The sequence below is a fragment of the Allohoeflea poritis genome, assembly GCF_027889715.1.
Taxonomy (GTDB): Bacteria; Pseudomonadota; Alphaproteobacteria; order Rhizobiales; family Rhizobiaceae; genus Hoeflea_A; species Hoeflea_A poritis.
Window position 1 is genome coordinate 166,388 of the sequence record NZ_JAPJZH010000002.1, and the last position, 14,286, is coordinate 180,673.

The following is a 14,286-nucleotide window of genomic DNA, read 5'->3' on the forward strand; positions in this document are numbered from 1 at the left end:
CGAAGAAACAAGAACCGCGCGAACAAGCCGCAAGGCAACCGCGAAAACAGGTCAACGAAGCCGATTGCGGTTGCCGGCACGGGCTGCTAATTACGTCAATCGAACTCTTGATTTTTATTAAGGATCGATACGTGCGTTCTTCCGACCTGCCTGAGGTCCGCTCGCTTGAACTCTTCGAAAGCATGAGCGACTCGAACTTTGAAGCGCTCATGCAGGCCGCCTATCTGCAGACCTTTCCAGCACAGCTCGAACTGATCACCGAAGGCGATCCGGCGGACTTTCTCTACGTCGTTATCGAGGGTTGTGTGGAACTGTTTGCGCGCACGAATGGACGCGAATCGACCATGGGCATGGTTCGCCCGGTCGGAACCTTCATCCTGGCGGCTGTATTGAAGGATGCCGTTTACCTGATGTCGGCGCGCACATGCCAGCGCTCGAAGCTGCTGATGGTGCCATCGGAAAACATCCGCGACATCTTCCAGCGCGATGAGGCCTTTGCCCGGGCCATCGTGGTCGAACTGGCCAATTGCTATCGAACCGTCGTCAAGGAACACAAGGACCTGAAGCTGCGCACCGCTGTCGAACGCCTCGCCAACCGCCTGCTGCGCTACCACACCGATCAGGGCGGCACCGGGATGCTCGAATTGCCGCAAGACAAGCGCACTCTCGCCTCGTTGCTCGGCATGACCCCGGAAAACCTGTCGCGCGCCTTCAACACGCTCAAACCCTACGGCGTCGTTGTCCGCGGCAACAAGATCAGCCTTGACGATCTTGAGGCCCTGTCCACGCTCGCCAAGCCCAACCCCCTTATCGACGGTCGTGATACCTGACACACCGTTTCCGCTGCCCGCGGGACAAACCGTTACGGATATGACCTCGCACTGAAAGGATACGCCCGCCATGAGCGAAGCAAAAAAGTCGATCATCATCACCGGCGCCGGCTCCGGTATCGGCAGGTCTTGCGCGGAGGTTTTTCTTGCTCACGGCTATCGGGTGGGGCTCGTCGGCCGCAGGGTCGCTCCGCTCAAGGAGGCCGCCGACGGGCACGCGGATGCGCTTGTGCTGCCCGGTGACGTGACCGACCCCCGGCAGGTGGAGGACATGTTCCAGAGGGCTTTCGACAAATGGGGTCGGATCGACGTCCTGTTCAACAATGCCGGCATCTCCAAGCCGGGCCGCCCGATCGACGAAATCGCCGTCGAGGACTGGCTCGAAACAGTCAATGTCAACCTGACCGGTGCCTTTCTGTGCGCGCGGCAGGCATTCAAGATCATGCGCGAGCAAACACCGCAAGGCGGGCGCATCATAAACAACGGCTCCATATCGGCCTATGTGCCGCGTCCGGGTTCGGTTCCCTACACGGCGACCAAACACGCAATCACCGGCCTTACGCGAACGATTTCCCTGGACGGACGCCCCTTCAACATCGCCTGCGGGCAGATCGATATCGGCAACGCGCTCACCGAAATGGCCGCGCCGATGACCAAGGGCGTTCCGCAGGCAGACGGCTCCGTCCAGGCCGAGGCAACCATGGATGTCGCCAATGTCGCCTCATCTGTCCTGCACATGGCCGAATTGCCGCTCGATGCCAATGTGCAGTTCATGACAGTGATGGCGACGGCCATGCCCTATATCGGGCGCGGATAGCTATTGACGCCTTGACGACGGCGAACGCCCGAACTTGCGGCGATAGCTGTCGGAGAAATGCGCCGAATTGGCAAAACCCGTCGCCAGCGCCACGTCGGTCACGTTCAGCGTCGATTGCGAAAGCAGATTGTCCGCCTTGTCCAGCCGCAGGCCGCGGTAATAGGCCATTGTGCTGCAACCGAGCTTTGCCCGGAAAAGCCGGTTGAGCTGGCGCGCGCCGAGATTGCATAATTTCGCCAGTTGGTCGAGCGCCAGCGGATCGGCGATATGGTTCTCCATCAGCTCAATGGCCTGCAACACGGACGGGTTGGAAGTGCCGTAGCGCTCGACCGGCCCCGCCCTTTGCGGCCCGCCCGCCGGGCGGATTTCAGTGTGCACGAACCAGTCGCTGACCTGTCTGGCGAAATCGGCCCCGTGATGATCCGTGATCAGGGCGTGCATCATGTCCAGCGCGGCCGTGCCCCCGGCGCAGGTCAGCCGGTCCCGGTCGATGACATAAAGATCGCGCTCCAGAAGCAGCGCCGGATCGAGTTCCGCCAGAACGGGCGCATGTTCCCAGTGCACCGTCATGCGCCGTCCGGCCATGACGCCTGCACGCGCCAGCACGACCGGTCCGCCCGATACGCCGCCGATCAGCACCCCGCGGCGGGCAAGGTGCCGCAGCCACTGGAAAATCCTCTGATCGGAAAAGCGAGCCGGGTCGCCCCCTGCCACGACCATTATCAGATCGAAATCCACCCGCTCGCCAAGATGCGACGTCGCCCGGATAATCGCGCCGCTTGAGCTCACCGACTGACCGCCGACCACCGGAAGATGGTCAATGGTGTAGAGCGCACGCCCGGCCAGGAGATTGGCCGCCCGCAGCGGCTCGACCGCCGCCGAATAGGACATCAGCGCAAAACCGTCGATGAGCAGAAAGCCGACCCGGAATGGCCTGCCTGTTGAGCGAGATTTGTCCATTATTCGAAAAAATACGACTGTTTCAGGAAAGTCAATCACATGGCCCGGCCGGATGATGCGGCCGGCGACGAGGGGAGCGAACCAGTATGCGTTACTCCGGTATGAAAGTGTTGTGGGAAGGGCTGACCGGCAACCGCGGCTGGAAGCCTGTCTGGCGCGAGCCGGAACCCAAGAAATCCTATGACATCGTCATTGTCGGCGGCGGCGGTCACGGGCTTTCGACCGCCTACTATCTCGCTAGGGAATTCGGGCTGTCCAACATTGCTGTGCTGGAAAAGGGCTGGCTCGGCTCCGGCAATATCGGCCGCAACACGACCATTATCCGCTCCAATTATCTGCTGCCCGGAAACGAGCCCTTCTACGAGCTGTCCATGAAGCTCTGGGAAAACCTGGAGCAGGACTTCAACTACAATGCGATGGTCTCCCAGCGCGGCATCATCAATCTCTACCATTCGGATTCCCAGCGCGACGCCTTTGCGCGGCGCGGAAACGCCATGATCATGGCCGGCGCGGACGCCGTCCTGCTCGATCGTGCAGGCCTTGAGAAACAGTGTCCGTTTCTCGATTTCGACAATGCGCGCTTTCCGATCCAGGGCGGCCTGTGGCAGCCGCGCGCCGGAACCGCCCGCCACGATGCCGTGGCCTGGGGCTATGCGCGCGGTGCAGACATGCATGGCGTCGATCTGATCCAGAACTGCGAGGTCACCGGTTTCCTGATCGAGGATGGCGTATGCAAAGGCGTCGAGACCTCGCGCGGCGCGATCCTGGCAAGGAAGACGGCCGTGTGCGTCGCCGGATCTTCCGGCCGCGTCATGTCGAAGGCGGGTATGCGCCTGCCCATCGAAAGCCATGCACTCCAGGCATTTGTCTCGGAAGGCCTGAAGCCGGTCATTCCCGGCGTGATCACTTTCGGCGCGGGGCATTTCTACATCTCCCAGTCCGACAAGGGCGGTCTCGTCTTTGGCGGCGACATCGACGGCTACAACACCTATGCCCAGCGCGGCAATCTTCCGGTCGTGGAGGATGTCTGCGAGGGCGGCATGGCCATCATGCCCATGATCGGCCGCGCCCGGCTGCTGCGCATGTGGGGCGGCGTCATGGACATGTCCATGGATGGATCGCCCTTCATCGACCGCACCCATATTGACGGTCTCTATTTCAATGGCGGTTGGTGTTATGGCGGCTTCAAGGCAACGCCGGCATCGGGCTTCTGCTATGCGCATCTGCTGGCACGGGACGAGCCGCATCCGACCGCTGCCGAATACCGCCTCGACCGCTTCATCAGCGGCCGCATGATTGATGAGCGCGGCGCCGGCGCCCAGCCGAACCTTCATTGAGGACTGGCCAATGATCATCAATCATCCCCTGCTCGGCCCGCGTGATGCTTCAGAATTCGTCTATCTTGGCGATGCGTCACTGATCGACCGGCCCGACTGGCAGGCCAAGGACGCGCAGCAGCAGTTCCATGACTATCTCTATCTGCGCGACAACCCGGCGGGTGCGCACCGGGAACTGTGGTTCCATGAACAGGGCGACCGGTCCTGGCTCGTCGTCACCCGCGATACGATCACCCACGAGATAACGAACGTCGAACTGGCAAGGGACGTCGCTTTGCAGAGGGGGCGCGGACGATGAGCCAGACTCATCGCATCGACGGCGGCCTTCTCGACCGGTCCAGGGCGCTCCGGTTCACCTTCAACGGCACCAGCCTGGAAGGCTACGCGGGCGACACGCTCGCCTCCGCACTGATCGCCAATGGCGTGAAGCTTGTCGGCAGGTCATTCAAATACCACCGCCCGCGCGGCATCTTCACGGCGGGCTCCGAGGAGCCCAACGCGCTCGTCACACTGCGACGCGACGGCCATGGCGAGCCGAACACACGGGCCACGGTCACCGAGCTCTTCGACGGGCTTGTCGCAAGCAGCCAGAACCACCGCGGGCCATTGCGCTACGATCTCATGGCCGTCAACGACTATCTCGCGCCCTTCCTATCCGCCGGCTTCTACTACAAGACATTCATGTGGCCGAAGGCCTTCTGGGAAAAGCTCTACGAGCCTGTCATCCGTTCCTCCGCCGGCCTCGGACGGCTGTCGGGCAAGGCCGACCCGGACATCTACGACAAGGGCTTCCTGCACTGCGATATCCTGATTATCGGCGCCGGGCCAGCCGGGCTTTGCGCCGCATTGTCGGCGGCCCGCTCCGGCGCGCGCGTTATCCTCGCCGACGAGGATTTCCGCTTCGGCGGCCGGCTCAACACCGAGACCATGGCGGTCGCCGGCACCAGCGGCGCGGACTGGGCACAACAGGCGGTCGCGGAACTGGCCTCCATGGACAATGTGCGCCTGATGCCGCGCACGACAATCTATGGCGCCTACGATCATGGCATTTACGGCGCGCTGGAGCGCAGGACGGATCACCTCGCGGAAAGCGCCGGCAAACCGCGACAGGTTCTGTGGCGCATCTATTCGAAACGCGCGATCCTGTGCGCCGGAGCAACGGAGCGGTCGATCGCCTTCGGCAACAATGACCGCCCCGGCATCATGCTCGCAGGCAGCGTGCGCGCCTACGCCAACCGCTGGGCAGCCCTGCCCGGCAAGCGCATCGCGGTCTTCACCAACAATGACGATGGCTGGCGCACCGCCTCCGATCTTGCCGCGCATGGCGCCGATATTGCTGCTATTGTCGACACGCGCGACCGCGCGCCGCTTGAGGCGCCGGCCGGCGCGACGGTTGCGATGGGGGCATACGTAACGGACACGAAGGGCCGTCACGGCCTCAAGAGCATCACCCTTTCCAACGGCACGACAATCGAATGCGACTGCCTCGCCGTTTCCGGCGGCTGGAGCCCCAATGTGCACCTGACCTGCCACCAGCGCGACAAGCCGCAATGGCGGGATGACATCGCCGGTTTCGTGCCGGGCCCGGACCTGCCGGTCGGAATGCGCGTGGCCGGGGCCGCCAATGGCGCCCTGACACTCGCGGCTGCCCTGCGCGAAGGACATGAGCAGGCCCATGCAGCGGCCGAGGAGCTCGGCTTCAAACCGGCATCCATCGCCCTCCCCGCAGCGGAGGACGAAGCCGTCGAAACCAGTGCTTTCTTCCATGTAAAGGCGGATGGCCCGCGCGCCTGGATCGATCTGCAGAACGACGTGACGGCAAAGGACGTCAAGCTTTCCCATCAGGAAGGCTTCCGCTCCGTCGAACACCTTAAACGTTACACCACGCTCGGCATGGCGACGGATCAGGGAAAGACCGCCAATCTTCTCGGTCTCTCCGTCATGGCTGAATGCAACGGCCGCTCAATTCCCGAAACCGGGACGACCATTTTCAGACCGCCCTACACGCCCGTCGCGATCGGCGCCCTCGCCGGCCGTTCGCGCGGCAAGGCGTTTCGCCCCACAAGGCTGACGACGAGCCACAAATCGGCAGAGGAACGCGACGCGGTCTTCGTGGAGGCCGGCCAGTGGCTGCGCGCGCAATGGTTTCCCGAAAAGGGAGAGACACACTGGCGCGAAAGTGTCGACCGCGAAGCTGTCAGGGTACGGGAATCGGTCGGCATCTGCGACGTGACGACACTCGGCAAGATCGACATCCAGGGACGCGATGCGGCCGAATTCCTCAATCGCGTCTATTCCAACGGCTTTGCCAAACTACCCGTTGGCAAGGTGCGCTACGGTCTGATGCTGCGCGAAGACGGCATGGTCATGGATGACGGGACGACCGCGCGGCTCGGCGAGAACCATTTCGTCATGACAACGACCACGGCCAACGCGGTCAGCGTATTCCGTCACCTGGAGTTCTGCCGCCAGTGCCTTTGGCCGGGTCTCGACGTGCATCTGATATCGGCGACGGAACAGTGGGCTCAGTTCGCTGTTGCCGGCCCCCATTCGCGCGATCTTCTGCGCAAGGTGGTCGATCCGGAGTTCGATTTATCCAACGAAGCCTTTCCATTCATGGCCTGCGGCGAAGTCACGGTCTTCGACGGAACCCCGTCGCGGCTGTTCCGCATCTCCTTTTCCGGCGAACTGGCCTACGAGATCGCGGTTCCGGCCCGTTATGGCGATGCGATGATCCGCGCATTGATGGATGTCGGCGAGGAATTCGGTGTCGTTCCTTACGGCACCGAGGCGCTCAGCGTGCTGCGCATCGAGAAAGGCCATCCGGTGGCCAATGAACTGTGCGGACAGACAACGGCGCGCGACCTCGGTCTGGAGCGCATGGTTTCGAAGAAAAAAGACTGTATCGGCAACACCTTGTCGGAGCGATCGCATCTCAATCGTGAAGACGGGCTGGCACTGATGGGTTTCGCTCCGGTCATGCGCAATGAGCATCTCTCGGCCGGCGCGCATTTCACCAGCCGCGACAAGCCGGCAACAACCGAGAACGACGAAGGCTGGATGACTTCCGTCGCCTATTCCCCGACGCTCGGCCATTCCATCGGACTGGGATTCATCGCCCGTGGCCGGGACCGTGTGGGAGAGATCGTTCAGGCGGCCGATCCGCTGCGCGGCAAAACCATCGAGGTCAGGATCGTATCGCCGCATTTCGTCGATCCGGAAGGAGAACGCCAGCGTGCCTAGACTTGCACCAAGCTCGCCGCTCAACGGCTTCCGGCAGGAATTCGACAGGCTTGAAATCACCGAAATAACAGACCTTGCCCTTGTCTCCATCGCCTCACCGCAGGGCCGCGAGGCTGAACTGGCGAGCGCGGTTTCCGGTGCCTACGGGATCGCGCTCCCGCCGGTGGGTTCCTCGGTCGAAGCCGACGCCGGTGAACCGCGCTTTCTGGGGCTCCAGCCGGGCCAGTGTTTCGCACTGTTCGAGCGACAGGACGAAGGGCCGGTGGACATAATAGCCCGCAAGCTCAGCGACGCCGGCTATTACACCGATCAGTCCGACAGCTGGGCGGTGCTGCGGGTTTCCGGAACCCGGTGCCGCGAAGCGCTGGAGCGCATCTGTCCACTGGACCTGCATCCCCAGACATTCGTGACCGGCGCCGTCGCGCGCACGGTCATGGAACATCTCGGTGTCATCATTTTTCGCGACGGCGAAGACTCTTTCCTGCTGCTTTCGGCGCGCTCGTCCGCGCCATCATTCCTGCACGCCGTCGTGACGTCGGCAAAGAACATTCAATGACAAGATCCCGGGCATGACCGGGCAATTGGAGAAGACAGATATGGCACACAAGTCCGATATTGAAATCGCCCGAGAAGCGAACAAGAAGCCAATCCAGGAGATTGGCGGGAAGCTCGGCATCCCGAATGAAAGCCTGCTTCCCTATGGCCATGACAAGGCAAAAGTCTCGGCTGAATTCATCGCGGCGCAGAAGGGCAGGAATGACGGCAAGCTGATCCTCGTCACCGCCATCAATCCGACACCGGCAGGCGAAGGCAAGACGACCACCACCGTCGGTCTCGGCGACGGCCTCAACCGCATCGGCAGGAAAGCTGCTATCTGTATCCGCGAGGCCTCGCTCGGCCCCTGCTTTGGCATGAAGGGCGGCGCCGCCGGCGGTGGCTATGCGCAGGTCGTGCCCATGGAAGACATGAACCTGCATTTCACCGGCGACTTCCACGCCATCACCTCGGCGCACAATCTTCTGTCGGCGATGATCGACAATCACATCTATTGGGGCAACGCGGAAGACATCGACATCCGCCGTGTGACGTGGCGCCGAGTCATGGACATGAACGATCGGGCATTGCGCGAGATCGTTTGCTCATTGGGCGGCGTTGCCAACGGTTTCCCCCGCGAGGCCGGCTTCGACATCACCGTTGCGTCCGAGGTCATGGCGATCCTTTGCCTGGCAAACGATCTCGAAGATCTGGAAAAGCGGCTCGGCGACATTATCGTTGCCTATCGCCGCGACCGCTCGCCGGTCACCTGCCGTGACATCAAGGCCGATGGCGCCATGGCGGTTCTGTTGAAGGACGCGATGCAGCCCAACCTCGTTCAGACGCTGGAGAACAATCCGGCCTTCGTGCATGGCGGCCCATTCGCCAATATCGCCCATGGCTGCAATTCCGTGGTTGCCACCAAAACCGCATTGAAGCTTGCCGACTACGTCGTGACGGAAGCCGGTTTCGGCGCAGACCTCGGCGCCGAGAAGTTCATGGACATCAAATGCCGAAAGGCCGGCATTGCGCCCGACGCCGTCGTCATCGTCGCCACGGTGCGCGCCATGAAGATGAATGGCGGGGTAAAGAAGGAAGATCTCGGCACGGAGGATGTCGAAGCCGTGCAGCGCGGTTGCGCCAATCTCGGCCGCCATATCGAGAACGTCAAATCCTTCGGTGTACCGGCGGTCGTCGCCATCAACCACTTCGTCACCGACACCGATGCGGAAATCGCCGCCGTCAAGGATTATGTGGCAAGCCTCGGCTCCGAGGCGGTTTTGTGCAAGCACTGGGCGCAGGGCTCGGAAGGCATCACGGAACTCGCGGAACGCATCGCCGAAATCGCCGACAGCGGCATGGCGCAGTTTTCAACACTCTATCCCGACGACATGCCGCTGTTCGAAAAGATCGAGACCATTGCCAAGCGGATCTACCGGGCCGACGAGGTTCTGGCGGACAAGAAGATCCGCGACCAGCTTCGCCAGTGGGAAGACGCCGGTTTCGGAGACCTGCCGGTCTGCATGGCAAAGACGCAATACTCGTTTTCGACCGATCCGAACCTGCGCGGCGCGCCGACCGGCCACAGCGTACCGGTCCGCGAGGTGCGCCTGTCGGCGGGCGCCGGCTTCATCGTCGTCATCTGCGGCCAGATCATGACCATGCCGGGTCTGCCGAAAACGCCATCGGCGGAAGCGATCCGCCTCAATGATGACGGCCTGATTGAAGGCCTGTTCTGATTGCTGCCGCGAGACCGGGATGCGGAACTTCCGGCATCCCGGCATTCACGGAAGCTGTGTTTGAAATCCGGGTGGTTTGAAATAAAGTCCGGGCCGAATCCAACTCGGGGCCGCGCACCGGATGAATACGACAATACTGAAACAACACACGAGCGCCGCAGATCAGCCGCCAGCCGGCAATGAAATCATCTGCGCAATCGACAATGTGTCGAAAACCTATACCGGCGGCTCCGTCGCGCTTGATGCGGTGTCTCTCGATATACGAAAGGGCGAGATACTTGCCCTGCTCGGCCCCAACGGCGCCGGCAAGACAACGCTTATCTCCATCATCTGCGGTATCGTCAATGCAAGCGGCGGCAAGGTCACCGTGGGCGGTTACGATGTCGTGGACAATTACCGCCAGAGCCGCGGCCTGATCGGCCTGGTACCCCAGGAAGTCAATCTGGAGCCCTTCGAGACGGTCAACAACACCGTCACCTTCTCGCGCGGCCTGTTCGGAAAGCCCCGTAATCCGGGCACCATCGAGCAGGTCCTGCGCAAACTGTCGCTCTGGGACAAGCGCGACAGCCAGATCGTCACCCTGTCTGGCGGCATGAAACGGCGCGTGCTGATTGCCAAGGCGCTGTCGCACGAGCCGCGTGTCCTGTTCCTTGACGAGCCGACGGCGGGTGTCGATGTCGAATTGCGCAAGGATATGTGGGAGACCGTGCGCGCACTGCAGGCCGACGGGGTCACCATCATTCTGACGACCCATTATATCGAGGAGGCCGAGGCGATCGCCGACCGCATCGGTGTCATCGACAAGGGCAGGTTGATGCTGGTCGAGGACAAGGCGACGCTGATGCAACGCCTCGGCACCAAGCAGATCCGCATCGAACTTCAGGACCCGCTGGGCCGCATCCCGGACGCGCTGTCCAAATACGAGCTGGAAATCGCGACAAGCGGCAACGCGCTCATCTACACCTATGACCCGACCGGTGGGCGCACCGGCATCACATCGCTCTTTTCGGATCTCAAATCCGCCGGCCTCGTCCTGTGCGACGTGCAGACACACGAAAGCTCGCTGGAAGAGATCTTCGTCAATCTGATCAAGGGTGAGGCATGAACTTTCACGCGATAAAGGCGATCTACCTGTTCGAGATGTCGCGGACATTCCGCACGCTTCTGCAAAGCGTCGTCTCGCCCGTGCTTTCGACCGCCCTCTATTTCGTCGTTTTCGGCGCCGCGATCGGCTCGCGTTTCGCCGATGTCGAGGGCGTCAGCTACGGCACCTTCATCGTGCCCGGCCTCATCATGCTCACCGTGCTGACCCAGAGCGTTTCCAACGCCTCCTTCGGCATCTACTTCCCGCGCTTCATCGGCACCATCCAGGAAATCCTCTCCGCGCCGATCTCCAGCATCGAAATCGTTGTCGGCTATGTCGGAGCGGCGGCCACCAAATCATTCGCCATCGGCATCATCATCCTGCTCACCGCCACGCTGTTCGTTCCGCTGCGCATCGATCATCCTGTCTGGATGCTCGGATTCCTGGTGCTGACCTGCGTTTCCTTCAGCCTGTTCGGCTTCATCATCGGCATCTGGGCGAAGAATTTCGAGCAGTTGCAGCTGGTGCCGTTGCTGGTGATCACGCCGCTGGTGTTTCTCGGCGGCAGTTTCTATTCGATCAACATGCTGCCGCCGCTGTGGCAGAACATCACGCTCTTCAACCCGGTGGTCTATCTGATCTCCGGCTTCCGCTGGAGCTTCTTCAGCCAGGGTGACGTCGCGGTCGGCCTCAGCCTTGCCATGATCACCCTGTTCCTGGCGATCTGCCTCGGCACCATCATGTGGATCTTCAAGACAGGCTACCGGATCAGGAACTAGCCAACGCCGGTAATCATCGAGACGATCTCGTTCTTGTCCGTCTTTGCGGTTTCGCGCACGCCGATCTGTATGCCCCGCCGCAGCACGCAGATGCGGTCGGACAGACGGAAAACCTGATCGAGACTGTGGCTGATGATCAGGATGGCGATATTGCGTTCGCGCAGCGTCCTGACGATATCCTCGACCTTTGCCGTTTCAGCCACCCCCAGAGCAGCCGTCGGCTCGTCCAGCAGAATGAGCTTCCTGGCCCAATGGGTCGCGCGGGCGATTGCCACACCCTGCCGCTGCCCGCCCGAAAGGTCGCGGATGATCGCTTTCGCCGAGGGAATGCGCACATCCAGTTCATCGACAAGGGCCTGGGTCTCGCGCATCATTGCCTTGCGGTCGAGCAAATTCAGCGGGCCGCGCACCGTTTCCCGGCCCAGGAACATATTCATGTAAACCGGTTGCTGGTCTGCCAGGGCCAGATCCTGGTAGACGACTTCGATACCGTGTGCCCGCGCGACGCTGGCGTCCGAGAAGGAAACCGCCTCGCCGTCGAGGCGGATCGTGCCTGAACTCGGCGCATGCACGCCGGATATCATCTTCACCAGCGTTGATTTCCCGGCGCCGTTGTCGCCCACCAGCGCAACGATTTCACCGGCTCGAAGCTCCAGCGAAAAATCCTCCACGGCAACAACGCCGCCGAACGCCTTGTGAATATTATCCAGCGCGAGCACGGGCGCGTCGGAGCCGCCATGGACGGTCGTTTTCATCAGCGCAGCTCCGGCCAGGTTTCGGTGCCGCCGAAAATATTCTCGATTGATGCCACCTGCGGATCCCCGGTCGATATCCCCGAAATACCGACGGTGAAAGCCCGGGTGACGAAGGCCTGTCCACGGAAACCGAATACGACACTGTCGCCAGGACGCGGGCTGGCCGGGCCGGAGGTGTCGATCATGCCGTAATAGTCGATGGCCGAGGGCGGCGGGATCTCGACACGCGCCAGTGCCGTTTCCTCCGTCGTCGGCTCACGTGCGACAACCGCCTTCACATCGTAATCCGGAAACACGGGATCGATATACAGCCCACCGCCGAAGCAATAGGCCCGCCAGCCATGCATGTGCGAAACCTCGCTGAGATAAACCACCGCGGGACGTTCCGGAAGATCCTCAAGCGCATGCAGCGGCGTTGTCCCGTGCAACCCGTTCCCGGGCTCGCACTGTGTCGCACCGGCATCGGCAAGCGCGTCGAGCACCACGGAGGAGGTCGTGCCGGGCGCATTGATCTCGATCCCCGACCGCCCCGCTGCGGCCAGTTTTTCCGCCGCCTTTGTAAGCGTCGCAAGGTTCGGCGTCGGCTTTACCTTGCGCGTCTCGTTGTCAAACAGCAGCGCAGGAAATGTCGTGATTCCGGCAAAGCGCCCGCCGGAAAGCCCGTCGATCATATCCGCCGCCGCGACAACATCCTCCGCCGGAAAACCGCCTTCATGGCCGCGATAGAAGATGTCGCCCTGTGTCTGGATCCGGGCCATGAGCCCTTGCTCGCGGCCCGCTGCATCCGATGCCTCGGCGGCCTCCCGCGCCTTTTCTTCGCTGAAGACCGTCCAGTAATCCGGCCTTATGTTCCTCGCCGCCGGCGCCGCCTCGAAGCGCGGCACCTGAACGAGGTGCCCCAGGTGACCGATGCTCATGCCGGCGCGCGCGCAGGCCACGGCACAGGCCATGTCCACCGCGACGGCACGATCGACACCGCCCCGCACAAGCGCGTGACAGAAGGCGCTGTTGCGCCCCACCTGCTTGGTCATGGCGAAGACCTTGAGGCCGCGCTTGTCGGCCTCGGCCTTGAAAAGGCGCGCATTATCCTCGACCGCGTCGAGATCCAGCACATAGGCGTTGGCCGGAATGCGGCCCTGCTGATGCAGCGCGATCGCCGCTTCGATCAGCTTCGGATTGCGTCGTCTCAAAACATCCAGAAACATGTGTGCCTCCTTACCGGGCCGGATCGCGCAGCGATATCGCCACGGCGATCAATATGATCAGCCCCCGCACGATCATCTGATCGGATACCGAAAGGCCCATCAGAATGAGCCCGTTATTGAGCATGCCCATCAGCAAGGACCCGACCAGGGCGCCGATGACGGAGCCCTTGCCGCCATTGAGCGCGGTGCCGCCGACGATCACGGCGGCGATGACCGTCATCAGATCGCTCTCGCCGAGCGTGTAGCGCGCCGCCTGCAACCGGCCCGCATAGAGCAGCCCGGCCAGCCCGGCACAGCCGCCGCTGATCATCAGGACGGCAAGCCGGATGCGCGGCACCTTGATGCCTGAGACCTGCGCGGCGCCGGCATTGTCGCCGGTCGCAATCACATGGGCACCGAAACGTGTCTCCCGATAGACCACATGCCCGACAACAACCGCGCCGATGGTCCACAAAATAAGGGAAGGAATGCCGAACAACGACCCGGACCCGAAAAAACCGGTAAAGGCGTCATTGATCACCGGAATGGAGCGCAGATCGGTCATTGACCTGGCAACGCCTGCAAACAGGCCGAGCGTCGCCAGCGTGACCAGGAATGACGGCAGGCGCAAATAGGCGACCAAGAAGCCGTTGAACCAGCCGATCGCGAGACCAACGCCCAGGCCGGCGGCAATGCCAGCCACCATCGGATAATCCTGCATCACCACGGCGCCCGAAAGCGCTGAAACCGCAACGATCGAGCCGAATGAAAGATCGATCTCACCCGCCGACAGCACGAAGACGAAGCCGATCGCCATGATCGTCGCCGGCGCCGTCTGCAGGACGATGTTTGAAAGATTGCGGGTCGTCAGGAAGCCGTCATCGCTCAGCGTAATGGCGAAGAACAGGAAGATGGCAAGAAAGCCGAGATAAACGACATATTGCTGCAGATCGAAAGTCTGCCTGGCGGATCTCAGCCAATCCATGGCCTGCGGCTCCCCTGAGAACGGTTGATTGAAAACCGG

13 protein-coding genes are annotated in these 14,286 nt (G+C 62.0%); 9 read left to right on the plus strand and 4 right to left on the minus strand.

Going from position 1 to position 14,286, the window contains the following annotated elements:
• The first annotated feature begins 131 nt into the window (after positions 1-131).
• On the plus strand, positions 132-830 hold the full coding sequence (locus tag OOZ53_RS03840) for a cyclic nucleotide-binding domain-containing protein (RefSeq protein ID WP_271087996.1): 699 nt from the start codon (positions 132-134) through the stop codon (positions 828-830).
• A gap of 70 nt (positions 831-900) precedes the next feature.
• A complete protein-coding gene (locus OOZ53_RS03845) occupies positions 901-1,647 on the plus strand; it encodes an SDR family oxidoreductase (RefSeq protein ID WP_271087997.1) in 747 nt (248 codons plus the stop codon).
• Here OOZ53_RS03845 and OOZ53_RS03850 read toward each other — a convergent pair whose 3' ends face one another.
• Positions 1,648-2,607 (minus strand): GlxA family transcriptional regulator, encoded by a 960-nt coding sequence (locus OOZ53_RS03850; RefSeq protein WP_271087998.1) that lies wholly within the window; start codon positions 2,605-2,607, stop codon positions 1,648-1,650.
• A gap of 86 nt (positions 2,608-2,693) precedes the next feature.
• Between OOZ53_RS03850 and OOZ53_RS03855 the strand changes: the two genes are divergently transcribed.
• From OOZ53_RS03855 to OOZ53_RS03885, 7 genes are all read left to right on the plus strand, one after another.
• Complete coding sequence (locus OOZ53_RS03855) at positions 2,694-3,944, plus strand: sarcosine oxidase subunit beta family protein (RefSeq protein ID WP_271087999.1); 1,251 nt, start codon at positions 2,694-2,696, stop codon at positions 3,942-3,944.
• A 10-nt stretch (positions 3,945-3,954) separates the two neighbouring features.
• Positions 3,955-4,242: a sarcosine oxidase subunit delta gene (locus OOZ53_RS03860; protein WP_271088000.1), complete on the plus strand. Its 288-nt coding sequence runs from the start codon at positions 3,955-3,957 to the stop codon at positions 4,240-4,242.
• Positions 4,239-7,187, plus strand: coding sequence for a sarcosine oxidase subunit alpha family protein (locus tag OOZ53_RS03865; RefSeq protein WP_271088001.1), 2,949 nt, complete (start codon positions 4,239-4,241; stop codon positions 7,185-7,187). The genes OOZ53_RS03860 and OOZ53_RS03865 overlap by 4 nt, the downstream gene beginning before the upstream one ends.
• Positions 7,180-7,743, plus strand: a complete 564-nt coding sequence (locus OOZ53_RS03870) for a sarcosine oxidase subunit gamma (protein ID WP_271088002.1) — start codon at positions 7,180-7,182, stop codon at positions 7,741-7,743. Before OOZ53_RS03865 ends, OOZ53_RS03870 begins: the two co-directional genes overlap by 8 nt.
• A gap of 40 nt (positions 7,744-7,783) precedes the next feature.
• Positions 7,784-9,460: a formate--tetrahydrofolate ligase gene (locus tag OOZ53_RS03875; protein WP_271088003.1), complete on the plus strand. Its 1,677-nt coding sequence runs from the start codon at positions 7,784-7,786 to the stop codon at positions 9,458-9,460.
• Positions 9,461-9,581: 121 nt separating this feature from the next.
• Positions 9,582-10,565, plus strand: coding sequence for an ABC transporter ATP-binding protein (locus tag OOZ53_RS03880; RefSeq protein WP_271088004.1), 984 nt, complete (start codon positions 9,582-9,584; stop codon positions 10,563-10,565).
• Positions 10,562-11,323 carry an ABC transporter permease gene (locus tag OOZ53_RS03885; RefSeq protein WP_271088005.1) on the plus strand — a complete coding sequence of 254 codons (762 nt, stop codon included), beginning with the start codon at positions 10,562-10,564 and terminating at the stop codon, positions 11,321-11,323. Before OOZ53_RS03880 ends, OOZ53_RS03885 begins: the two co-directional genes overlap by 4 nt.
• On the opposite strand, the gene OOZ53_RS03890 is transcribed toward OOZ53_RS03885, so the two are convergent.
• Genes OOZ53_RS03890 through OOZ53_RS03900 form a run of 3 tightly spaced genes read right to left on the minus strand, consistent with a single transcriptional unit; the run spans position 11,320 to position 14,247 of the window.
• Positions 11,320-12,078 carry an ATP-binding cassette domain-containing protein gene (locus OOZ53_RS03890; protein ID WP_271088006.1) on the minus strand — a complete coding sequence of 253 codons (759 nt, stop codon included), beginning with the start codon at positions 12,076-12,078 and terminating at the stop codon, positions 11,320-11,322. The genes OOZ53_RS03885 and OOZ53_RS03890 overlap by 4 nt on opposite strands.
• A complete protein-coding gene (locus tag OOZ53_RS03895) occupies positions 12,078-13,283 on the minus strand; it encodes an alanine racemase (protein ID WP_271088007.1) in 1,206 nt (401 codons plus the stop codon). Before OOZ53_RS03895 ends, OOZ53_RS03890 begins: the two co-directional genes overlap by 1 nt.
• 10 nt (positions 13,284-13,293) lie before the next feature.
• Complete coding sequence (locus OOZ53_RS03900; protein WP_271088008.1) at positions 13,294-14,247, minus strand: ABC transporter permease; 954 nt, start codon at positions 14,245-14,247, stop codon at positions 13,294-13,296.
• Positions 14,248-14,286 lie beyond the last annotated feature (39 nt).